Annotated in this window: 19 protein-coding genes; 8 read left to right on the forward strand and 11 right to left on the reverse strand. The window is 65.3% G+C overall.

The features are described from left to right. Positions 1-67: 67 nt before the first annotated feature. Positions 68-544 carry a transcription elongation factor GreA gene (gene greA / locus AC1D09_RS08605; protein ID WP_074579943.1) on the forward strand — a complete coding sequence of 159 codons (477 nt, stop codon included), beginning with the start codon at positions 68-70 and terminating at the stop codon, positions 542-544. 9 nt (positions 545-553) lie between these two features. Continuing rightward, positions 554-1,003 (forward strand): DUF4149 domain-containing protein, encoded by a 450-nt coding sequence (locus AC1D09_RS08610; protein WP_477662722.1) that lies wholly within the window; start codon positions 554-556, stop codon positions 1,001-1,003. Between the two features lie 5 nt (positions 1,004-1,008). On the opposite strand, the gene folD is transcribed toward AC1D09_RS08610, so the two are convergent. From folD to AC1D09_RS08625, 3 genes are all read right to left on the reverse strand, one after another. Continuing rightward, a complete protein-coding gene (gene folD / locus AC1D09_RS08615; RefSeq protein ID WP_477662723.1) occupies positions 1,009-1,854 on the reverse strand; it encodes a bifunctional methylenetetrahydrofolate dehydrogenase/methenyltetrahydrofolate cyclohydrolase FolD in 846 nt (281 codons plus the stop codon). An 87-nt stretch (positions 1,855-1,941) separates the two neighbouring features. Next, complete coding sequence (locus tag AC1D09_RS08620; protein WP_007866460.1) at positions 1,942-2,568, reverse strand: response regulator transcription factor; 627 nt, start codon at positions 2,566-2,568, stop codon at positions 1,942-1,944. 49 nt (positions 2,569-2,617) lie between these two features. Beyond that, positions 2,618-5,185 carry a PAS domain S-box protein gene (locus AC1D09_RS08625; RefSeq protein ID WP_477662724.1) on the reverse strand — a complete coding sequence of 856 codons (2,568 nt, stop codon included), beginning with the start codon at positions 5,183-5,185 and terminating at the stop codon, positions 2,618-2,620. 347 nt (positions 5,186-5,532) lie between these two features. Here AC1D09_RS08625 and aceE point away from each other — a divergent pair, with 347 nt between their 5' ends. Genes aceE through lpdA form a run of 4 tightly spaced genes read left to right on the forward strand, consistent with a single transcriptional unit; the run spans position 5,533 to position 12,386 of the window. Further along, positions 5,533-8,256: a pyruvate dehydrogenase (acetyl-transferring), homodimeric type gene (gene aceE, locus AC1D09_RS08630; RefSeq protein ID WP_477662725.1), complete on the forward strand. Its 2,724-nt coding sequence runs from the start codon at positions 5,533-5,535 to the stop codon at positions 8,254-8,256. A gap of 52 nt (positions 8,257-8,308) precedes the next feature. Next, positions 8,309-9,973: a dihydrolipoyllysine-residue acetyltransferase gene (gene aceF / locus AC1D09_RS08635; protein WP_477701010.1), complete on the forward strand. Its 1,665-nt coding sequence runs from the start codon at positions 8,309-8,311 to the stop codon at positions 9,971-9,973. Positions 9,974-9,981: 8 nt separating this feature from the next. Next, on the forward strand, positions 9,982-10,572 hold the full coding sequence (locus tag AC1D09_RS08640) for an MFS transporter (protein WP_477662727.1): 591 nt from the start codon (positions 9,982-9,984) through the stop codon (positions 10,570-10,572). Beyond that, positions 10,569-12,386: a dihydrolipoyl dehydrogenase gene (lpdA, locus tag AC1D09_RS08645; RefSeq protein WP_477701011.1), complete on the forward strand. Its 1,818-nt coding sequence runs from the start codon at positions 10,569-10,571 to the stop codon at positions 12,384-12,386. The genes AC1D09_RS08640 and lpdA overlap by 4 nt, the downstream gene beginning before the upstream one ends. Before the next feature lie 59 nt (positions 12,387-12,445). On the opposite strand, the gene soxA is transcribed toward lpdA, so the two are convergent. The 8 genes from soxA to AC1D09_RS08685 all read right to left on the reverse strand — a co-directional run bounded on the left by soxA (position 12,446) and on the right by AC1D09_RS08685 (position 19,380). Further along, a complete protein-coding gene (gene soxA / locus AC1D09_RS08650) occupies positions 12,446-13,222 on the reverse strand; it encodes a sulfur oxidation c-type cytochrome SoxA (protein WP_477662729.1) in 777 nt (258 codons plus the stop codon). Further along, on the reverse strand, positions 13,219-13,542 hold the full coding sequence (gene soxZ / locus AC1D09_RS08655; protein ID WP_477662730.1) for a thiosulfate oxidation carrier complex protein SoxZ: 324 nt from the start codon (positions 13,540-13,542) through the stop codon (positions 13,219-13,221). The genes soxA and soxZ overlap by 4 nt, the downstream gene beginning before the upstream one ends. Continuing rightward, the gene (locus AC1D09_RS08660; protein WP_477662731.1) at positions 13,542-14,018 is read right to left on the reverse strand and encodes a SoxY-related AACIE arm protein; all 477 of its coding nucleotides are present in this window, start codon (positions 14,016-14,018) and stop codon (positions 13,542-13,544) included. Before AC1D09_RS08660 ends, soxZ begins: the two co-directional genes overlap by 1 nt. Before the next feature lie 7 nt (positions 14,019-14,025). Further along, the gene (gene soxX / locus AC1D09_RS08665) at positions 14,026-14,484 is read right to left on the reverse strand and encodes a sulfur oxidation c-type cytochrome SoxX (protein ID WP_477662732.1); all 459 of its coding nucleotides are present in this window, start codon (positions 14,482-14,484) and stop codon (positions 14,026-14,028) included. Then, positions 14,481-16,697, reverse strand: a complete 2,217-nt coding sequence (locus AC1D09_RS08670) for a xanthine dehydrogenase family protein molybdopterin-binding subunit (protein ID WP_477662733.1) — start codon at positions 16,695-16,697, stop codon at positions 14,481-14,483. Before AC1D09_RS08670 ends, soxX begins: the two co-directional genes overlap by 4 nt. Further along, positions 16,694-17,197 carry a (2Fe-2S)-binding protein gene (locus AC1D09_RS08675; protein ID WP_074579955.1) on the reverse strand — a complete coding sequence of 168 codons (504 nt, stop codon included), beginning with the start codon at positions 17,195-17,197 and terminating at the stop codon, positions 16,694-16,696. Before AC1D09_RS08675 ends, AC1D09_RS08670 begins: the two co-directional genes overlap by 4 nt. A gap of 153 nt (positions 17,198-17,350) precedes the next feature. Next, positions 17,351-18,466 carry a winged helix DNA-binding domain-containing protein gene (locus AC1D09_RS08680; RefSeq protein WP_477701012.1) on the reverse strand — a complete coding sequence of 372 codons (1,116 nt, stop codon included), beginning with the start codon at positions 18,464-18,466 and terminating at the stop codon, positions 17,351-17,353. A gap of 2 nt (positions 18,467-18,468) precedes the next feature. After that, on the reverse strand, positions 18,469-19,380 hold the full coding sequence (locus AC1D09_RS08685) for a glycosyltransferase family protein (protein WP_477662735.1): 912 nt from the start codon (positions 19,378-19,380) through the stop codon (positions 18,469-18,471). A gap of 155 nt (positions 19,381-19,535) precedes the next feature. On the opposite strand from AC1D09_RS08685, the gene AC1D09_RS08690 reads away from it, so the two are divergent. After that, a complete protein-coding gene (locus AC1D09_RS08690; protein WP_477662736.1) occupies positions 19,536-19,694 on the forward strand; it encodes a hypothetical protein in 159 nt (52 codons plus the stop codon). A 244-nt stretch (positions 19,695-19,938) separates the two neighbouring features. Beyond that, a complete protein-coding gene (locus AC1D09_RS08695; RefSeq protein ID WP_477701013.1) occupies positions 19,939-21,645 on the forward strand; it encodes a ShlB/FhaC/HecB family hemolysin secretion/activation protein in 1,707 nt (568 codons plus the stop codon). Positions 21,646-21,659: the final 14 nt, after the last annotated feature.

Below are 21,659 nucleotides of genomic sequence, written 5' to 3' on the forward strand. Positions count from 1 at the left end.
AAGTTTTGAATTCAAGCGCCGCCGCCAGGTGACTGGTGGCGGTTTCGCTTTTGCAGGAGCAAAAAACATGGCCACCATCCCCATCACCAAACGCGGCGCGGAAAGCCTCAAGGCGGAACTGCACCAGCTGAAAACCGTGGACCGCCCCTGGGTCATCAATTCGATTTCCGAAGCGCGCGCCCAGGGCGACCTCAGCGAAAACGCCGAATACGATGCCGCCAAGGACCGCCAGGGCTTTATCGAAGGCCGCATCCAGGAAATCGAAGGCAAGCTTTCCGCCGCGCAGATCATCGACCCGTCCGAGCTGGACGCGGGCGGCAAGGTTGTGTTCGGCTCCACCATAGAGCTGGAAGACGAAGACACCGGCGACAAGGTGACCTACCAGATCGTCGGCGAAGACGAGGCCGACATCAAGCTGGGCCGCGTCAACATCAGCTCGCCGATCGCGCGCGCGCTGATCGGAAAGGACGAGGGCGACACGGCCGAAGTCCAGGCACCGGGCGGCATCAAGCGCTACGAAATCATTGCGGTGATGTATATCTAGGTTTTACCGATGAAGCAGCGCTTCACCGTGATGGTGGCTGCCCTCTGGTGGGGCAGCCTGACCGCTTTGGGTTTTGTGGTGGTTCCCATGCTGTTCGCCAACCTGGGCACGCCCGCCGCGGCTGGCGCCATGGCCGCCAAGCTCTTTACCGCGCAGACCTGGCTCAGCACGGGCTGCGCTATGCTGCTCTTGCTGGTGCTCAATCAAAAAGACGATGCGGCCCTCGCTTTGCAGGCGCAGGCCGCCATGAAATTCGTGGTCGCCGGCTTGCTGCTGGCCTTGCTGGTGGAGTTCGGCATCGCGTCGCGCATCGTCAGTGCGCGCGCCGAAGGCGGCAACCTCAAGCTCTGGCACGGACTGGGAACGGCCCTCTATGTCGTGCAGTGGCTGTGCGCCGGGCTGGCGCTGTGGCGCCTGGTGCCGGCATCGCAAGCCGGCCAGCCGCCCGCCGCGGACTAAGCGGGTCAGCCGCGCTCAGCGGCTTCCAGTGTATTGACCAAGAGCATGGTGATGGTCATCGGGCCGACACCGCCGGGCACCGGCGTGATGTAGCCGGCGACTTCCTTGACACCCTCAAAATCCACGTCGCCGCAAAGCTTGCCTTCATCATTGCGGTTCATGCCCACGTCGAGCACGACGGCGCCGGGCTTGACCATGTCGGCCGTCAGCACATTGCGTTTGCCGACGGCGGCCACGACCACGTCGGCCTGCAGTGTCATGGCCTTGAGGTCCTTGGTGGCGCTGTGGCAGATGGTGACGGTGGCGTTTTTTTGCAGCAGCATCAGCGCCATGGGCTTGCCGACGATGTTGCTGCGGCCTATCACCACGGCATGCTTGCCCTTGAGGTCGTAGCCAATGCTCTCCAGCATCTTCATGCAGCCGTAAGGCGTGCAGGGCCAGAAGCCGGGCTGGCCGACCATGAGTGCGCCGGCGCTGGCGACGTGAAAGCCGTCCACGTCCTTGGCCGGCGAGATGGCCTCGATAACCTTGTGCGCGTCGATGTGCGCGGGCAGCGGCAGCTGCACCAGGATGCCGTGGATGGCCGGGTCCTTGTTGAGCGCGTCCACGCGCGCCAGCAGGTCGGCTTCGCTGAGGGTGGCGGGGTATTTTTCGAGCACCGAATGCAGGCCGCTGTCTTCGCAGGCCTTCACCTTGTTGCGCACATAGACCTGGCTGGCCGGGTTTTCGCCCACCAGCACCACGGCCAGGCCCGGCGTGACGCCGCGCGCGCGCAGGGCGGCGGCCCGCCGGGCGACATCGGCGCGCAATTGTTTGGAGAGGGCGTTTCCGTCAATCAGCTGGGCGGTCATTTTTGAATCGGGTTTTTAAAGTAAAAACGCCCGCTGGTCCAATCAATACGGGCGTCAAGGGCTATCGGAAGGACAGCGAAGGAGCGGTCAGCCTTTGGGCGCGTTGGACCCCAGGGCAATTTTGAGCAGGTCGGCCACGGTGTTGGCGTTGAGCTTTTCCATGATGTTGGCGCGGTGCGCCTCCACCGTCTTGATGCTGATGCCCAGGTCGTCGGCGATCTGCTTGTTGAGCCGGCCGGCCACGATGCGCTCGAGCACCTGGGCTTCGCGCGAGGTCAGCTTGGCCAGCAGGGCGTCGCGGCTGGCGGACTGCTGGAACTCGCTGAAGGCTTCCTTGGCCTGCTCCAGCATGCGTTCGACCAGGTTGACCAGGGCTTCTTCCTGGAAAGGCTTCTGGATGAAATCCATCGCGCCTTTTTTCATGGTGTTGACCGCCATGGGCACGTCGCCGTGGCCGGTGATGAACACGATGGGCAGCGGCGACTTGCGCTCGACCAGGCGGTCCTGCAGTTCCAGCCCGGTCATGCCGCCCATGCGGATGTCGACGATCAGGCAGGCCACTTCGCGCGGGTCGTAGCGGGAAAGGAAGGTTTCGGCCGAGTCGTAGCAGCGGACGCGGTAGTCCTTGCCCTCGAGCAGCCACTGCAGCGAGTCGCGCACGCCCTCGTCATCATCAACGACGTAGACGGTACCTTTTTTGGGAATCAAGCTCATGCCAAACTTTCTTTCGTGAACTTCTCAAGAGACGGTTCTTGAAGGGCTTTCAGTGAACGCCTGCGTTCCTGGCTGCCGCGCTGTCGCCGGCTGGCGCCGTTGGCAGGATCAGGGGTGTCACAGGGATCCAGAAGGTAAACCGGCACCCCACCACTTCGTCCCCATTGTAGAGGTTCTCTGCCTCCATTCTTCCCTGGTGGGACTCGACGATGCTGCGGCACAGCTTCAGGCCTATGCCCATGCCTTCGGCTTTGGTGGAGTAGAAGGCCTCATAGAGCCGGCCCATGACTTCGGGCGACAGGCCGCGCCCGGTATCGAGCACCGAAAACTCCACCACGGCCTGGTCTTCGATCTGCTTGGGCACCACGCGCAGCTCGACGCTGCGGCGCGCTGTGGGCAGGTGGGCCTGCTCGATCGACTCGGCCGCGTTTTTCATAAGGTTGATCAGCACTTGCTCGATCAGTATGGGGTCCACCATGATTTCAGGCAGGCGGGCCGCGATGTAATGGCTCAGGCGCACATGGTGGCGGCGCAGCTCGATGTCGGCCAGCTCCATGGCATTGCTGACCATGGTGGCCACATCGGCCGCCATGCGGTTGGGCTCGCTGCGTTTGACGAAGGAGCGTATGCGCTGGATGATCTGGCCGGCGCGATGCGCCTGCTTGGCGGTCTTGTCCAGCGCGATCAGCAGGTCTTCGTTGCTGATCTGCTTGCCCTTGATGCGCGAGACCATGCCGTTGCAGTAGTTGTTGATGGCCGTGAGCGGCTGGTTCAGCTCGTGCGCCACGCTGGAGGCCATCTCGCCCATGGTGATCAGGCGGCTGGCGGTCTGGGCCCGCTCGTTCTGCTGGGCGGCCTGTTCCTCGGCATGGCGCCGCGGCGTGATGTCGGTGGCGATCACCATCTGGGCCAGGCGGCCGTCCACCCAGGTCAGGTAGCGCGAACGCACTTCCAGCCATTTGCTGAGTTCGGGCACGTAGATCTCGGCGTTTTCCGTCTGCGCCGCCGTCAGCGTATCGGTCGGGAAGCCGGCCAGGCCGTCGACCGCGTCCAGCGTGTCGTCGGTGGGCACGGCGCTGGGCACGCCGGCCTGCGCGATCAGGTTCAGGTGGCCCGACACCTCGCCGCCAAACCAGGAGCGGTACAGCTTGTTGGCGAACAGCAGCTCTTCGCTGCCCAGCGGCGCCACGGAGACGGCCGCGTCCAGCCCTTCAAGCACCGTGGTGAAGCGCTCGTAGGAGGCGGTCAGTTCCTCGCGTATGCGCTTGGGCTCGGTGATGTCCGTCATGGAGGTCATCCAGCCGGTCTGCTGGCCGCGCGGATCGATCAGCGGCGAGACGTACATGCGGGCGTCGAAGATCTGGCCGTTCTTGCGCTTGACGCGCACCTCGAAACCGCCCGGCGGCGTGCGGCCGTGCAGCTCGTCGTCCAGCCGCTGCATCAGGGTGTCGATCTCGCCTTCCGGCCAGTGCGGAAACGGCGGCGTGCGGCCCACCAGGTCGCCCTCGGTCAGGCCCGTCATCTGGCAGAAGGCCGGGTTGACGTAAGTGATGCGGCCCTGCAGGTCGAGTGCGCGCATGCCGGTCAGCATGGAGTTTTCCATGGCGCGGCGGAAGTTGGTCTCGGCGATCAGCGCCTGCTGGGCCTGCACGCGGCGGCGCGTGTGGCGCCAGGTGCCCAGCAGCATCCACACCGTGAGCGCGCTCAGCGCGCTGACCAGCCAGAAAAAGCCGCTGCCCACCACGCCCAGCGAGGCGCGGTAGCCCTCGGCGCGTATCAGCAGGCCGTTGCCGACCGGTGAGACCGGTATCTCGTATTCGGCCGCGCCGTCGGACCAGGGCAGCAGCCGGGCCGCGGGATTGCGCGGCGGCGGCAGGTTGCCCGCCAGCACCTGGTTTTTGTCGTCGATCAGGGTCACCGCGTATTTGGCGGTGACCTCGGTCGGCACGCCGAAGCGCAGCAGCCCGTCGATGGAGTATTCGCCCATGATGACGCCGGCGAATTTGCCCTGGTCGTCCAGCGGCACCTGCAGCTGCAGGGTGGGGGCGTTGTAGCCGCCGGCTTCCTTGGGCGTCAGCGGCCGCGAGTACACCGGCTGGCGCAGGTCCCTGGCCAGCTCGTAGGTGCCGTCGGTCTCGCCGACCTTGAGCTGTTCGCCCACGCCGCGCAGCTGGCTGCCGTTGGCGCTGGGCGATACATAGGCCACCTTGATGCGCCGCTTGCTGTCCACCCAGGTCACCGCCATGAGTTCGGGGTACTGGTTGACCAGCGACTCGGCCTGGGTGATGAATTCTTCGGTGTCGACCTCCTTGTTGGAGACGTCGCGGCCTATGCGCATGAGCTGCTCCTGCCGCTCCAGCAGCCGCAGCCGCAGCCGCTGCTGCGCGTATTCCACGTCGCGTTTGACGGCCTGCTGCTCGCGGTCGATTTCCTCGATGCGCAGGTAGCCGAAGGCGGCGATCACGGCCGCCAGAAAGAGCGCGACGGCCAGCAACGGGCCCAGTGTGATGAATCGGTCCTGGCGCGACGGCGACTGCCGCCGCCACCAGCGGCGCCACAGGGCCAGGGGAGCGGGGGTCACCGCGGATTCGGCGAGGGCAGGGGCTTGCTGGGTCATAGGAGGAATGGTGCAGTTTAAGGGAGATGCCCCGTGCGGGGCAGGGTTGTCCCTGATTCTTGAAGGTGAAGCGCGGCGCGGCGATGCGGCGGCAATGCCGCGGCAATGTCGAGGAACGGCTTGCCCCAGACCCCTCGATGCGACGTATGCTTATTTTTAAATTTCTTAATGTGAAATCAATAAGCACTATTTGAAATCTCACAAATATTATGAGAAACTAGGGACTTGAATCTAATTTGCGTTTACAACACGTTTAGACCCAAGTTGGACACAGGCACTGTGAGTGGCCGGGCAAGAGGCCGCATCGCAGCGTAAACAAGCTTTATCAGGCTACTCAGGAGACAAAAATGGCTGCCAACCCCACCCAAGCCGGCGACAACTTGCGCGCCGCCGCCAACGACGCACTGGACAAAGACAGCCAGGAAACCCGAGAGTGGATGGACGCCTTGTCCGCCGTCATCGAAAGCGAAGGCCCGGAGCGCGCCCACTTCCTGCTGGAGCAACTGCTGGAGCACGCCCGCCAGAAAAGCATAGACATGCCTTTCTCGGCCAACACCGGCTACGTCAACACCATCGAGACCGACCAGGAAGAGCGCTCGCCCGGCAACCTCGAGATCGAGGAGCGCCTGCGCGCCTACATGCGCTGGAACGCCATGGCCATGGTGGTCAAGGCCAACCGCCTGCACCCCGCCGACGGCGGCGACCTGGGCGGCCACATCGGCTCCTTCGCCTCGCTGGCCAGCCTGTTCGGCGCCGGCTTCAACCACTTCTGGCATGCCGAGAGCGAAAACCACGGCGGCGACTGCCTCTACATCCAGGGCCATGTGTCGCCCGGCGTCTATGCCCGCGCCTACCTTGAAGGCCGTCTGACCGAAGAGCAACTGCTCAACTTCCGTCAGGAAGTCGACGGCAAGGGCCTGTCCAGCTACCCGCACCCCAAGCTCATGCCCGAGTTCTGGCAATTCCCCACCGTCTCCATGGGCCTGGGCCCGCTGATGGCGATCTACCAGGCGCGCTTCCTCAAATATCTGCATGCCCGCGGCATCGCCAACACCGAAAACCGCAAGGTCTGGGCCTTCCTCGGCGACGGCGAGATGGACGAGGTTGAATCCATGGGCGCCATCGGCCTGGCCGCGCGCGAAAAGCTCGACAACCTGGTCTTCGTCATCAACTGCAACCTGCAGCGCCTGGACGGCCCGGTGCGCGGCAACGGCAAGATCATCCAGGAGCTGGAAGGCGAGTTCCGCGGCGCCGGCTGGAACGTCATCAAGCTGCTGTGGGGCAGCAACTGGGACCCGCTGCTGGCCCGCGACAAGGACGGCGCGCTGCGCAAGGTCATGATGGACACGCTGGACGGCGACTACCAGGCCATGAAGGCCAATGACGGCGCCTATGTGCGCAAGCATTTCTTCGGCCAGGACCCGCGCACGCTCGAGATGGTCGCCAAGATGAGCGACGAGGACATCTTCAACCTGCGCCGCGGCGGCCACGATTCGCAAAAGGTCTATGCCGCTTTCCACAAGGCGGTCAACCACAAGGGCCAGCCCACCGTGCTGCTGATCAAGACCGTCAAGGGCTTCGGCATGGGCAAGATCGGCGAAGGCAAGAACAACGTCCACCAGACCAAAAAACTGGCCGACGAGGACATCAAGGCCTTCCGCGACCGCTTCAACATCCCCATCCCCGACAGCAAGCTGGCCGACATCCCCTTCTACAAGCCGGCCGACGACACGCCCGAGATGCGCTACCTGCACGAGCGCCGCAAGGCCCTGGGCGGCTACCTGCCGCACCGCCGCGTCAAGGCCGACGAGCAGTTCACCGTGCCCGCGCTGGAGACCTTCAAGTCGGTGATCGAGCCCACGGCCGAAGGCCGTGAAATCTCCACCACCCAGGCCTATGTGCGTTTCCTCACGCAGCTGCTGCGCGACCAGGCCCTGGGCCCGCGCGTCGTGCCCATCCTGGTGGACGAGGCCCGCACCTTCGGCATGGAGGGCCTGTTCCGCCAGATCGGCATCTACAACCCCGACGGCCAGAAATACACGCCGGTCGACAAAGACCAGGTGATGTACTACAAGGAAGACAAGCAGGGCCAGATCCTGCAGGAAGGCATCAACGAGGCCGGCGGCATGAGCAGCTGGATCGCGGCTGCCACCTCGTACAGCACCAACAACCGCATCATGGTGCCCTTCTACGTGTACTACTCCATGTTCGGTTTCCAGCGCATCGGCGACCTGGCCTGGGCGGCCGGCGACATGCAGGCGCGCGGCTTCCTGCTGGGCGGCACCTCGGGCCGCACCACGCTCAACGGCGAAGGCCTGCAGCACGAAGACGGCCACAGCCACATCCTGGCCGGCACGATTCCCAACTGCATCAGCTACGACCCGACCTTCGCGCATGAAGTCGGCGTGATCCTGCACCATGGCTTGAAGCGCATGGTCGAGAAACAGGACAACGTTTACTTCTACCTCACCCTGCTCAATGAGAACTACGCCATGCCCGGCCTCAAGCCCGGCACCGAAGAGCAGATCATCAAGGGCATGTACCTGTGCAAAGAGGGCGCCAAGCTCACGCCGCGCGTGCAGCTGCTGGGCTCCGGCACCATACTGCGCGAATCCATCGCCGCGCAGGAACTGCTCGAAAAGGAATGGGGCGTTGCCGCCAACGTCTGGAGCTGCCCGAGCTTTAACGAACTGGCCCGCGATGGCCAGGGCGCCGAGCGCTGGAACCTGCTGCACCCGGCCGAAAAGCCCCAGGTGTCCTTCGTGGCCCAGCAGCTTGAAAAGCACACCGGCCCCGTCATCGCGTCGACCGACTACATGAAGGCCTATGCCGAGCAGATCCGCCCCTTCATCCCCAAGGGCCGCACCTACAAGGTGCTGGGCACCGACGGCTTCGGCCGCAGCGACTTCCGCAGCAAGCTGCGCGAGCACTTCGAGATCAACCGCCATTACATTGTTGTGGCGGCCCTCAAGGCGCTCAGCGAAGAGGGCACGGTGCCGGTCGCCAAGGTGACCGAAGCCATCAAAAAATACGGCATCAATGTCGACAAGATCAACCCGCTTTACGCTTGAGTTAAAACCCTGACGTAGACGCACAGACGCCTGAAGCAAACGGAGACAAGATATGGCAGTGGTAGACATTCAAGTTCCAGATATCGGGGATTTCGACGAAGTGACCGTGATCGAATTGCTGGTCAAGCCCGGCGACACCGTCAAGGCCGAGCAGTCGCTGATCACCGTGGAGTCCGACAAGGCCTCCATGGAAATCCCCTCCAGCCACGCGGGTGTGGTCAAGGAACTCCGGGTCAAGCTGAGCGACAAGGTCAAGCAGGGCTCGGTCGTGCTGACGCTGGAGGTGGCCGGCGCCGAAGCCGCCGCACCGGCTCCCGCCGCAGCGGCCAAACCGGCCGCCGCGCCGGCAGCCCCCGCAGCCGCTTCGCCCGCACCGGCGCCTGTAGCGGCCCCTGCGGCCTCCGGCCCGGTTGAAGTCCGTGTGCCCGACATCGGCGACTTCAAGGACGTGTCCGTCATCGAAGTGCTGGTCAAGCCCGGCGACACCATCAAGGCCGAACAATCGCTGGTCACCGTCGAATCCGACAAGGCCTCGATGGAAATCCCGTCCTCGGCCGCCGGCGTGCTCAAGGAACTCAAGGTCAAGCTGGGCGACACCGTCAACATCGGCGACCTGCTGGCCATTCTGGAAGGTTCTGTCGCCGCGGGCGCAGCGCCCGCTGCGGCACCGGCCCCTGCGCCAGCACCTGCTCCCGCCGCAGCAGCGGCAGCCGCGCCCGCACAGGCGGTCGCATCGGCTCCCGCCAGCCAGCCGGCCCACGACCCCACCACGGCGCCGCAAGGCAGCCTGCCGCATGCCTCGCCCTCGGTGCGCAAGTTCGCGCGCGAGCTCGGCGTGCCACTGGCCGAGGTCAAGGGCTCCGGTCCCAAGGGCCGCATCACGCAGGACGACGTGCAGGCCTTCACCAAGTCGGTCATGGACGGCAGCATCCGCACCCAGGCGCAGGCCGCCAAGGCCCCGGCGTCGTCGGGCGGCGGTGCCGGCCTCGACCTGCTGCCATGGCCCAAGGTCGACTTCACCAAGTTCGGCCCGGTCGAGCGCAAGGACATGTCGCGCATCAAGAAGATCAGCGGCGCCAACCTGCACCGCAACTGGGTGATGATCCCGCACGTCTGCAACCACGACGATGCCGACATCACCGAGCTCGAAGCCTTCCGCGTGCTCATGAACAAGGAAAACGAGAAAGCCGGCATCAAGATCACCATGCTGGCCTTCCTGATCAAGGCCTCGGTCGCCGCGCTCAAGAAATTCCCCGAGTTCAACGCCTCGCTCGACGGCGACCAGCTGGTGCTCAAGCAGTACTACAACATCGCCTTCGCCGCCGACACCCCCAACGGCCTGGTCGTGCCCGTCATCAAGAACGCCGACCAGAAGGGCATCGTGCAGATCTCGCAGGAGATGGGCGAACTCGCCAAGAAAGCGCGCGACGGCAAGCTGAGCCCGGCCGACATGTCCGGCGCCTGCTTCACGATCTCGTCGCTGGGCGGCATAGGCGGGCGCTACTTCACGCCCATCATCAACGCGCCGGAAGTCGCCATCCTGGGCGTCTGCAAGAGCTCGACCGAGCCGGTCTGGGACGGCAAGGCCTTCCAGCCGCGCCTGATGCTGCCGCTGTCGCTGAGCTGGGACCACCGCGTGATCGACGGCGCCGCCGCCGCGCGCTTTAACGCCTACCTCGGACAGATCCTCGCCGACTTCCGCCGCGTCCTCCTTTAATCCAGAAGATGACAACGCTTGTAGTCGTCAAAAAGGCGGGGCAGGTTGCCATCGCCGCCGACACGCTGGTCACCTTCGGCGACACCAGCCTGGGCCACCGCTTCGAGGCCAACGGCAAGATCTTCAAGGTCGACACGCCCGCCGGCATGAGCTACGTCGGCATGGCCGGGACGGTGGCGCATTTCCCGGTGCTGCGCAAGGCCATGGCGGCCCTGCCCAAGGACCAGCTCAAGCTGGGTTCGCGCGACGAGGTCTTCGACACCTTCGTCAAGCTGCACCCGCTGCTCAAGGAAACGTTTTTCCTGCAGACCAAGGAAGACGACAACGACCCCTACGAGTCCAGCCAGTTCACCGTCGTCATCGCCAATGCCAGCGGCATCTACGGCCTTTACAGCTACCGCGAAGTCTTCGAGTTCAAGGAGTTCTGGGGTATAGGCTCGGGCCGCAGCTTCGCGCTGGGCGCCATGCACGCCGCCTGGGACAAGGCCAAGACCGCGCGCGAAGTGGCCATGGCCGGCCTCAATGCGGGTTGCGAGTTCGACAAGAACTCCGCCGGACCCGTCGACATATTCACCCTTAAATTGAAAGCCTCCAAATGAGCGCATCCAGCCTGGTAGACATCAAGGTGCCGGACATTGGCGATTTTGACGAAGTGTCCGTGATTGAAGTGCTGGTCAAGGCCGGCGACACCATCAAGGCCGAGCAAAGCCTGATCACCGTGGAAAGCGACAAGGCCTCGATGGAAATTCCGTCCTCCGCCGCTGGCGTGGTCAAGGAAGTCAAGGTCAAGCTCGGCGACAAGGTCAAGCAAGGATCGGTCGTGCTGACGCTGGAAGCGTCCGGCGCCGCTGCACCGGCGCCTGCACCTGCACCCGAGAAGAAGGCTGCCGCCCCGGCCGCAGCCGCGCCCGCCCCAACGGCCGCCAGCTTCAGCGGCTCCGCCGACCTCGAATGCGACGTGCTGGTGCTGGGCGCCGGCCCCGGCGGCTACTCGGCCGCCTTCCGCGCCGCCGACCTGGGCCTCAAAGTCGTGCTGGTCGAGCGTTACGCCACGCTGGGCGGCGTCTGCCTCAACGTCGGCTGCATTCCCTCCAAGGCACTGCTGCACGTGGCCGCCGTGATGGACGAGGTCAAACATTTCGATAGCCTGGGCGTGAGTTTTGGCGAGCCCAAGCTCGACATCAACAAACTGCGCACGCACAAGGAAAAAGTCGTCGGCAAGCTCACCGGTGGGCTCACGGCGATGGCCAAGATGCGCAAGGTCACCACCGTGCGCGGTGTGGGCCAGTTTGTCGGCGCCAACCACCTGCAGGTCGAAGAAACCGCTGGGGCAGAGGGCCAGGAAAAGACTGGCAAGAAGCAGACCATCGCCTTCAAGAACTGCATCATCGCTGCGGGTTCGCAAGCCGTGCGCCTGCCTTTCATGCCGGACGATCCTCGCGTGGTGGACAGTACCGGCGCATTGGCCCTGAAGGAAGTCCCCAAGCGCATGCTGATCCTGGGCGGCGGCATCATAGGCCTTGAAATGGGCACTGTGTACTCCACCCTGGGCGCGCGCCTGGACGTGGTCGAAATGATGGATGGCCTGATGCAGGGCGCCGACCGCGACCTCGTCAAGGTCTGGCAGAAGATGAATGCGCCGCGTTTTGACAACATCATGCTCAAGACCAAAACCGTGGGCGCCAAGGCGACCAAGGCCGGGATTGAAGTCACTTTCGAAGGCGAGGGCGCCCCGGCGCCTCAGACCTACGACCTGGTGCTGCAGGCCGTGGGCCGCACACCCAATGGCAAAAAAATCGGCGCCGAGAAGGCCGGCATCAGCGTGAGCGACCGCGGCTTCATCCCCGTCGATATCCAGATGCGCACCAATGTGCCCCACATCTTCGCCATCGGCGACATCGTGGGCCAGCCCATGCTGGCGCACAAGGCCGTGCACGAAGCGCATGTGGCCGCCGAGGTCATCGCCGGTGAACTGCAGGGCAACAAGGAACTGGCCAGCGCCGCCTTCAATGCCCGCGTGATCCCCAGCGTGGCCTACACCGACCCCGAAATCGCCTGGGTGGGCCTCACCGAAGACCAGGCCAAGGCGCAGGGCATCAAGGTCAAAAAGGGCTTGTTCCCCTGGACGGCCTCCGGCCGCGCCATCGCCAACGGCCGCGACGAAGGTTTCACCAAGCTGCTGTTCGACGACAGCCCCGAAGCCCACGGCCACGGCAAGATTCTGGGCGGTGGCATTGTCGGCACGCACGCCGGCGACATGATCGGCGAGATCGCGCTGGCCATTGAAATGGGCGCCGACGCCGTCGACATCGGCAAGACGATCCACCCGCACCCCACGCTGGGCGAAAGCATGGGCATGGCCGCGGAAGTGGCGCACGGCAGCTGCACCGACTTGCCGCCGGCGCGCAAGTAAGCCGCGTATCACGCACAAAAAGCCCGGGCATGCCCGGGCTTTTTGCTTTGAAGGGCGGCTCAAGGCCGCACGCCCGGCGCCTCCATGGCCATGCCTTTGGCGCGCGCCTTGAGGTAGAGCTCCAGTTCCACCAGTTCCTGCGCGCCATAGGCAAAGGGTTCGGCGCGCACGCCGCTCATGCAGCCGCGCAGGCGGCGCTGCAGCGAGCCCATGGCCTGCCATTCGAGGCGGTACACCGGGTAGCCCGTCGGGTGCGCTTCGGGGATCAGGCTGCCGGCCAGGCGTTTGCCGGGCAGGCCGTCGTGGCATTGCGCGCAGGACAGGTTGAGCTGGCCCATGCGCTGCGTGAACAGCTGCTGGCCGCGTTGGCGGAAGGGTTCCAGCCTGGCATCGTCGGGCGGTGCCAGCGGCAGGCTGCGCGATTGCAGTGCGACATAAGCTTCCAGGCCCAGCAATTCCTGGCTTTCGGGGCGCAGCGGCGCGGCCTGCTGGTGCTGCTGGCGGCATTGGTTGATGCGCTGGCTCAGTGTGACGGGACGGCCCAGGACGGCATCAAACGCCGGGTAACGCGCCGCCACGCCGCGCATGCTGCTTGGCGCCGCCGCGTGGCAGCTGAGGCAGGCCTTGCCGCTGGTACCCGCCGGCTGCTTCCACAGTGCCTCGCCGTCCTGCACCCACAGCATGCCGGGGTTGAGCGCGTCGTCTTTCTGCATGGCCTGGGTGGCGGCGCCCATGTCTTCAAAGCCCGAGCGGCGGCTGTCCTTGCCGGCGGTGTTTTGCGCGCAGGCATTTCCAAGGGATAAAGACAGCAGAAGGCAAACCAGGATGCGCGTCATGCCGTGACGGCCAGCAGGATGCTTTCCGCCTGCGAAAAACCGTTGTCGCCTTCCCAGCTGAGCACCAGCGTGCCGCTCTCGGTGGCCACGGTATGGAAGGCGATGTAGGGATTGGCCGAGACGGCCGAAAACAGCTCGGCGCTGAAGACCAGCTCACCGTTGTAGCGGCAGCTGAAGGTCTGGATGATGTTGCGCGGCAAGACCTTGCCGTCCTCGCCGGCGCGAAAGCCGGTTTCCATGGGGTGGCCTATGGTGGCGCATATCTCTATGACCTCGCCGCGCCTGGCGGTGGAAGGGGCGTTGATCAGGGTACGGGCCATCAGGGATCACCTTCTATACAGGCTGCGAGCGTGACGATGACGTTGACCGTGTGCGACCAGTAGCTGCCGTCGCTCATCTGTGCGACGGCCACCAGCTGCTGCGAGGTGGCCAGCCGTATGCGCGTGCTCACGCTGGCCTTGCCGGTGCGCGGACCCAGCGTGAAGCGGGCCACGTCGCGCTGGGGATTTTTCTCATTGAAGACGGCGATGCTTTTGACATGGTCGGCGGCCGTCATGGGGCTGTCCACCGTGACGGTGATGGGCACCACATTGCCGTTGTCCACCAGTTCGGCAATGTCGAGCTTGACCTTGCCCGCGCGAACCGGCGCGCCCTGGGTGTAAGCCGCCACGGCCACCGCCAGGTCGCCCGCGGCGGCGGACGCGGGACGCAGCACCACCCCCATGGCCAAGCCGGTGGCGCCGGCCAGGATGTGGCGCCGGCGGGGCAGGGCGGGTGGGTGCAGGGGCAGCGTCATGGCCGTCTCAGTTTCGCAGCGTGCGCAAGAAGGCCACCACGTCTTCAATTTGCTGTGGGTTCATGATGGGTTTGCCCTGCCAGGCGGTGCCCACGCGCACCAGGCCCTCACTGCGGTAATAGGCCGGCATCATGCTGGCCGGGTTCAGGCGCTGCGCGTCGGCGATGCGCAGGCGCAGCTGGCCTTCGCTCCAGCGCGAGCCCGCGCCCGCCAGGTCGGGCGCCAGGTTGCCCTGGAAGCGCTCTTCGGGAATCGGCCCGCTGTGGCACAGCAGGCACAGGCCCAGTTGCCGGCTCGCGACGATGGCACGGCCACGCGCCGGGTCGCCGGGTGTGGCCGTCAGTGCCTGCGGGATTGCGTCGCCGACGACCTGCAACGGCGGCTGCGGCTGCGGCGGCTGTTGCGCGAAGCCGGTCCAGGGCGCCACCATCATCATCCCGCCGGCGATGGCGCCTTGCCAGTTCATGCCTTCTTGAGGTCGTGGTTTTTCAGCGGCAGCTCGCGTATGCGTTTGCCCGTGGCCGCGAACACGGCATTGAGCACCGCCGGCGCGGCGACCGCGATGGTCGGCTCACCCACGCCGCCCCAGAAGCCGCCCGAGGCCACGATCAGGGTTTCCACCGCGGGCATGTGCTGCATCTGCACCACGGGGTAGGTGCTGAAGTTGTCCTGCTCCATGCGGCCGTCTTTTTGCGTGCATTCGCCGAACAGTGCCGCGGACAGGCCGTAGGCGAAAGAGCCTTCGACCTGGGCCTCGATCTGCTGCGGGTTGACGGCGTAACCCGGATCGGTGGCCGCCACGATGCGGTGGACCTTGAGCACACCGTCCGGGCTCACCGACACCTCGGCGCAGGCCGCCACATAGCTGCCGAAACCCATGGTCTGGGCCAGGCCGCGGTAGACCTTCTGGCCGCCCACGTCGGGCGGCGCCACGCCCCACTTGACGCGCTCGGCCACCGCGTTGAGCACGGCCAGGTGCTTGGGGTGGTTGCCCATGAGCTTGCGCCGCAGGGCCAGCGGGTCCTGCTTGGTGGCGAAGGCGATTTCGTCGATGAAGGACTCGAGGTAGATGGTGTTCTGGTTCAGGTTCACGCCGCGCCAGAAACCGGGCGGCACGCTGGGGTTGCGCATCGCATGGTCTATCAGCAGGTTGGGAAAGCTGTAGCCTATGGAGGCCTCGGGCCCCGGCGCGTTCAGGCCCTGGAACTGCACCGGGTCCAGCCCGTTGCGGATGTTTTGCGGCGCCACGCCGGCCAGGATGGACTGGCCCGAGATGCGCATGTGCAGGGCCGTGACATTGCCCTGCGCGTCCAGCCCGGCCTGCAGCTTGCATTGCGTCACCGGGTGGTAGCGGCCGTGCAGCATGTCTTCCTCGCGCGTCCACAGCAGCTTGACCGGCACGCCCGGCATTTGTTTGGCGATGTCCACGGCCTGGCGCACCCAGTCGTGCACCGCGCCGCGGCGGCCGAAGCCGCCGCCCAGGTGGATTTTGTAGACCTCGCACTTGGCGACCGGCAGCCCGGCGGCTTCGGAGGCCGCGGCCAGCGCCGCCTCGCCGTTCTGGGTCGGCGTCCAGACCTCGCAGCGCTCGGGCGTCCAGCGCGCCGTGGCGTTCATGGGCTCCATGGTCGCGTGGTTCTGGTGCGGGTAGGCGTACACCGCTTCTATGCGCCTGGCCGCCGAGGCCAGCGCGGCCTTGGCGTCGCCGTTCTGGTTGCCGACCACCGCGTCGTTCGCGTCCAGCCCGGCCTTGAGCATCTGGGCCACGCTGGCGCTGGAGTTGGCGGCGTTGGGGCCGTTGTCCCATTCGATGGGCAGCGCGTCCAGCGCGGTCTTGGCGCGCCACCAAGTGTCGGCCACGACGGCCACCGCGCTGTCCCCGACCGCCAGCACCTTCTTCACGCCGGGGCGTTTTTCGATCGCGGCGGCATTGAAGCTTTTGACCTTGCCACCGAACACCGGGCAGTCCTTGATGGCCGCGTTGAGCATGCCGGGCAGCTTGAGGTCGGCGCCGTAGACCTGCTTGCCCGTGACCTTGTCCTGCGTGTCCAGGCGCGCCAGGCGCTTGCCCACGAGTTTCCAGTCCTTCGGGTCCTTGAGCGTGACGTCGGCCGGCGGCGCCAGCCTGGATGCCGCGACCGCGACCTTGCCGTAGCTCACGCTGCGGCCGCTTGGCGTGTGCGTGATGAGGCTGTTGGCGGCGCGGCATTCGGACACCGGCACCTTCCATTCATTGGCCGCGGCCTGCACCAGCATCATGCGTGCGGTGGCGCCGCCCTTGCGCACGTAGTCGTGCGATTCGCGTATGCCGCGGCTGCCGCCAGTGGAGAAATTGCCCCAGGCCCGGTTGCGCGCGAGGTTTTGCCCCGGTGTCGGGTATTCGGTGCTGACTTTCGCCCAGTTGCATTCCAGCTCTTCGGCCACGAGCTGCGCCAGGCCGGTCAGGCTGCCCTGGCCCATTTCAGAGCGCGCGATGCGGATCACCACCGTGTCGTCGGGGCGCACCACGACCCAGGCATTGATCTCCTGCGTGTCGGCGCCCTGGGCCGCGGCCTTGCCGGCGAAGGGAATGTGGAAGGCGACCACCAGGCCGGCCGATGCGCCTGAGGCCAGGAAACGGCGGCGCGACAGCCGGGGCGATGCCAAAGCGGAAGAGGAGGGCAGGGTGGTGGTGCTCATGTCGTGCTCCCGTCGGTGTGCTGGATGGCGAGCGCCGCACTCTTGGTGTTGCCGCCCGCGGCGACGACCTTGATGGCGGCGCGTATGCGGTTGTAGGTGCCGCAGCGGCAGATGTTGGTCATGGCCTCGTTGATGTCGGCGTCCGTCGGGTTGGGCTTGGCCTTGAGCAGCGCCGCCGCCGCCATCACCATGCCGCACTGGCAGTAGCCGCACTGCGGCACGTCCAGCGCCACCCAGGCTTTTTGCACCGGATGCGAGCCGTCGGGCGACAGGCCTTCGATGGTCACGATTTTTTCGGCTGCGCCGACGGTGGAGACGGGCCGCACGCAACTGCGCGTGGGCACGCCGTCGATGTGCACGGTGCAGGCACCGCAGGCCGCGATGCCGCAGCCGTATTTGGTGCCGGTGAGCCCGAGCTGTTCGCGCAGGACCCACAGCAGCGGTGTGTCGTCCTCCACTTCAAACTCACGCACGGTACCGTTGACGTTCAGCTTTGCCATGGATGCGCTCCTCACAATTGAAAGAACCTGGATGGGCCGGAAGATAGTAGCGCCGGCGCATGTCGAATGCACCAGGGACTTCTATACCTGAGTAATGTGCTGACCCCGACAGCCCTGAAAAGTTTGACCGGGTAAACCCTTGTGATGAAGGCCTCAGCTGACTTCCGCCAGCGGCAAGCCCATGAAAGCCGCATAGCGCTGTGCGGCCAGCCGCAGCGCGCTGGCGCTGCCGCGCGGCAGCGGCGCGAAGGGCGCGGCGGAAATGCTGAGCCCGCCTTTTTTGGCTTCCGCCTGCCAGGTGCCGGCCACGCGCCCGCCAAGCAGCAGCGCGGGGCGGAACAGGCCGTTGGGCGTCATGAGCTTGCCGGCATGCGCGGTGTCGATGATGGCCTGGCGGTCGGTGTAGCCCAGCACATATTCGTCAAAACCCGCCAGCAGCTGCAGCAACGGCTTGCCGGCTGGCTGGGCAGGCGCCTGCGTGTGTTTGGGCCACCAGACGGTGCCGCCCTCAAACAGTGCATGCGCGAGGCCGGGGCCAGCCATTTCCAGCGCCGCCCGGGCTTCGCCGGCGGCCAGTCCGGACCACCAGCTGAAGTCCGCCAGCGTGGCGGGGCCGTGGCTCGCAAAATAACGTTGCGCGAGTTTTTTCAGCGCGTCTTCGCGGGGCAACTCGGGCTGCGCTGGCAACCACTCATCGAGCAGTGCGTAGCGGGCCTGCTTGCCCTGCGGATCGCCGAGGCAGATCAAGCCCGTCTGCGCCGCGCGGTACAGGATGCGCCCGCCGCGATGGCCCTCGGTGTCTATGCGACGGCGCGCGAGTGACGTGAAAAGTTCCTCGCGCGTCAATTGCTGGCCGCCTTGCAGGCATTGGCGAATGGCCGGCAGGATTTTGCGGAAGGCGGCCTCATCAAGATTCACCTCGCGGTAGGCGGCCGCGGTACGGGTCAGCAAGGCCGGCGCGGCCAGGGCCAGCAGCCAGCGCAGGTCGGCGGCGGCCGTCAGGTGCAGCGTGCCGCGCAAGACCCAGCTGCGCACCACCTTGCGCTGCGCCAGCGCCTCTTCAACGGACGCGTCGGTGGTGGCGGCGTCGTGCGGCATGCGCGATGCGACGGCCCATCGCGAGTGGGCATATTCCTGCGCCTGCACCGCGCCCATCCATTGCACGGCCTGGTCGATCCGCTTGAAGCCGGCTGGCTTGGACGGTGTGGCGGCGAGGCGGTGGCTGGCCAACCGCAGCGCGATCAGCTCTTGCCGTGACATCTCCGCCATGCTCAGGCCATGCTTTCAATCATCGCCAGCATGCGGCTTTGCCAGGCTGCCGGCGAAAAACGCTCGCGCAGCAGCATTTGCGATGCGCGCACCATGGCTTCGCGCCGCGGCACATCGGCCAGCAGTTCCGCGCAAGCCTGCGGCAGGTCTTCAAGTTCCGCCAGCACCATGTGCTCGCCGGGAACGATGCCGAAATCTTCCCAGCCTTCAAAACTGTCGGAGACCACCGCCGTGCCGGCCGCCCAGGCTTCAAAGGTGCGGAACTGGTCGAAGTAGCGCAGCTCGGAATCGGCATGCACATTAAGGCTGATGCGCGCGCCGGCGCGGCAGGCGTCGCGCGCCGTGCCCCAGAGGCCGCTCCGGATGAACTCGGCCTTCAGCGGCCCTGGGCTCGCCAGGAACAGGCGCTCGGCTTCGCGCCGCCTGGCCGTGTCGCCGCCCAGCATGACGATGTCCCGCGTCCTGTCCGTTTCAGGCAGCGGCGCGTGCAGCTGTTTGTCCGCGACCAGGTAGGGCAGGCGCAAGCTTGTGAGGGCTGGGAAGTGCTGGGCCAGATAGCGCTCCATGGACGCATCCATGGCCATCACGGCATGCAGGCCGGGCGCGATCGCGTCGAAGAGTTCGGCCTTGTGCCGGTGCACTGTGGCTGAGGCGTTGCGCGTCAGCGGGTCGAACATCCAGAGCACATGCTTGCCGTGACGCGGCATGCCGTGTTTGGCAAAGCGCTCAAAGGCGTAGATGCCTGCGACAAGCAGGTTGACGTCGCAAGGGCCCACATCGGGCAAGGGCGCGTCGGTGCTGTGGCCCAAGTCGATGAACTCGACCTCGTGCCCGGCTTGCAAGAGAACGTCCATCCACAGGCGGATGGCGCGGCCGAACAGCGTGTCTATGTCGGTGTAGAGGTGGATTTGCAATGCAGGTCTCGTTCTTCTTGTTTGCCTTCGCCGTTTAGACATTGAACAGGCTCTTATAGCGCAATTTTGCGACGTGCCAGGGAGAGCGGAACAGCGCGAGTAATTCACTGCGGACGGCCGGGTAGCTGCTGTGCATCGCAGAGGGCTTTTTCGCATTGGCTGAAACGCTTGTGACGCCGGCCGGGCTCAAAACGGCCGGCGACGGGGTTAACGGCGGCTTTCACAAAAACTTTACACAGCAGTTCAAGTTTTTTCCGGACCATCCGGGCTCGCTCGAGGCTGCGGAAAAAAGCAATGCAGTAAGCCGCAAGTAGCAGAAGACATCCAAAAAAATTCAGAAATCCAGAAAAAAGTCAAAAAGTGTAAGTAACAAGAATTCGTTGCCAAAAATTCAGGGGTGACTTGCTGCCAAACGCGGCTGGTTATTAATCACTTTTTCTTCCTTGTATCGAGTTTCACAATTGGTTACCGTGAACTAATTCACGAAAAATGCTGCTTTATAAGTAAAGCAGTTGGTCCGGAAGTTTGTAACTCTCGATTTTTCAGTGGGATGCAGCAATGAAGCGTACTGATGGTGCAGGCATGCACGAAGTTCTTTCTTTTGCCCTTGCCTTGCATTTGGCACTTCCGGCCGTCGCTCTGGCACAACAGCAGCCCTCCACCATCGATCCGGGGCGCCTTCGCGAACGCTTCGACATCCAGCCCGAAGCCGCGCCCGCGCCCCCGCCGGCACAACTCAAGAGCGAGGCCGCCGAGCCTCTGCCGGATTCGCTCAAGGCCATACGCGTCACGCTCAAGGAAGTCCGCATCGAGAGCGCCACCGTGCTGCCGGGCAATGCGCTGCAGGTGCGCGCCGACAGCTACACGGGACGCGAAATCACGGGCGCGGACGTCCTCGAACTTGCGTCCTCGCTGACCGCGATGTACCGCAACGCGGGCTACATTCTTTCGCTGGTCGTGGTGCCGCCGCAGTCGCTCGCGGACGGCACGCTGACACTGCGCGTCGTCGAGGGTTACATCGCCCGCGTGAACGTCCAGGCCGGGCCGGGCGTGAGCGCCCATGTGCAGGAACAGCTCATGCGCCTGGGCGAAAAGATCCAGGCCTCCAGGCCCATAGAGGGCCCGGTGCTGGAGCGTTACCTGCTGATCGCCAATGATTTTCCCGGCGTGGAACTGCGCAGCGTGCTCGCGCCTTCGCAGGCGCCGGGGGCGGCCGACCTGACCCTGGTTGCCAACGTCAAGACGGTGGAGGGCTTTGCTTCCATCGACAACTACGGCTCCAAATACCTCGGACCCACCCAGCTGACCCTGGGCGTGGTCGGCAACCAGCTGCTGGGCGTGAACGACCAGTGGCGTTTTGTCGGCGTGGGGACCGGCAACTCCGAGATGGCCTATACCCAGCTTTCCTACGGCCAGGTTGTCAGCACCGAAGGCCTGCGGCTTTCCGCCGCTGTCTCCCGCGCGCGCACGCAGCCCGGGGACGTGCTCACGCCGTTTGATGTGCACGGCAGTGCCGACACGGTGTCGCTGTCCGCCGCCTATCCCTTGCTGCGCGGCCGCAACGAAAGCCTGACCGCGCGCGCGGCCTACGACCATTCCGACGTGCACACCGAGGTGCTGGGCACCCGCGTGATCGAAGACCGCATACGCGCGCTGCGCCTGGGCCTGAGCTGGCGCGTGCTGGACAGCTTGGACGGGCAGAACGCGCTGGACGTCGATTTCAGCCAGGGGCTGGGCGGCACGCAGGAGTCCGATGTGCTCAAGAGCCGGGTGGGCGCCAAGGGCGTGTTCAACAAATTCAGCTTTGACTACGAGCGCTCGCAGTTTGTCGGATCGAATTTTTCCTTCACCGTGGGTGTGGGCGGGCAGTGGGCCAACACGCCGCTGCTGTCGTCGGAGCAGTACGCGCTGGGCGGGCGGCGCTTCGGCCGGGCCTATGAGCCGGCGGAGCTCGTGGGCGAACGCGCGCTGGCCTTTCGCATCGAGCCGCGCTACGCCGGCGGCGGCGCCGGTATGCCGGGGCTCAAGTCCTGGCAGCTGTTCGGCTTCTACGACATCGGCAAGGTCTGGAAGGTCGGCAGCGTCACGCCCGGAACGCCCGCCAGCCAGAGCCTGGCCTCCGCCGGCCTGGGCCTGCGGCTCTTTCTTGAAAAAAACGTGGTCGCCACGATCGAGGCGGCTTGGCCCTTGACCAAATCCATCGCGAGCTACCAGTCGGGCGGCAAAGACCCGCGGCTGATGGGCTCGCTGCTGGCGCGGTTTTGATGATGTTCACTGGA

Source organism: Polaromonas sp. P1_A2 (assembly GCF_056406895.1).

Coding starts and splice junctions, on each gene's coding strand:
- greA (WP_074579943.1), top strand. CDS start 68: ATGGCCACCATCCCCATCACCAAACGCGGCGCGGAAAGCCTCAAGGCG.
- AC1D09_RS08610 (WP_477662722.1), top strand. CDS start 554: ATGAAGCAGCGCTTCACCGTGATGGTGGCTGCCCTCTGGTGGGGCAGC.
- folD (WP_477662723.1), bottom strand. CDS start 1,854: ATGACCGCCCAGCTGATTGACGGAAACGCCCTCTCCAAACAATTGCGC.
- AC1D09_RS08620 (WP_007866460.1), bottom strand. CDS start 2,568: ATGAGCTTGATTCCCAAAAAAGGTACCGTCTACGTCGTTGATGATGAC.
- AC1D09_RS08625 (WP_477662724.1), bottom strand. CDS start 5,185: ATGACCCAGCAAGCCCCTGCCCTCGCCGAATCCGCGGTGACCCCCGCT.
- aceE (WP_477662725.1), top strand. CDS start 5,533: ATGGCTGCCAACCCCACCCAAGCCGGCGACAACTTGCGCGCCGCCGCC.
- aceF (WP_477701010.1), top strand. CDS start 8,309: ATGGCAGTGGTAGACATTCAAGTTCCAGATATCGGGGATTTCGACGAA.
- AC1D09_RS08640 (WP_477662727.1), top strand. CDS start 9,982: ATGACAACGCTTGTAGTCGTCAAAAAGGCGGGGCAGGTTGCCATCGCC.
- lpdA (WP_477701011.1), top strand. CDS start 10,569: ATGAGCGCATCCAGCCTGGTAGACATCAAGGTGCCGGACATTGGCGAT.
- soxA (WP_477662729.1), bottom strand. CDS start 13,222: ATGACGCGCATCCTGGTTTGCCTTCTGCTGTCTTTATCCCTTGGAAAT.
- soxZ (WP_477662730.1), bottom strand. CDS start 13,542: ATGGCCCGTACCCTGATCAACGCCCCTTCCACCGCCAGGCGCGGCGAG.
- AC1D09_RS08660 (WP_477662731.1), bottom strand. CDS start 14,018: ATGACGCTGCCCCTGCACCCACCCGCCCTGCCCCGCCGGCGCCACATC.
- soxX (WP_477662732.1), bottom strand. CDS start 14,484: ATGAACTGGCAAGGCGCCATCGCCGGCGGGATGATGATGGTGGCGCCC.
- AC1D09_RS08670 (WP_477662733.1), bottom strand. CDS start 16,697: ATGAGCACCACCACCCTGCCCTCCTCTTCCGCTTTGGCATCGCCCCGG.
- AC1D09_RS08675 (WP_074579955.1), bottom strand. CDS start 17,197: ATGGCAAAGCTGAACGTCAACGGTACCGTGCGTGAGTTTGAAGTGGAG.
- AC1D09_RS08680 (WP_477701012.1), bottom strand. CDS start 18,466: ATGGCGGAGATGTCACGGCAAGAGCTGATCGCGCTGCGGTTGGCCAGC.
- AC1D09_RS08695 (WP_477701013.1), top strand. CDS start 19,939: ATGAAGCGTACTGATGGTGCAGGCATGCACGAAGTTCTTTCTTTTGCC.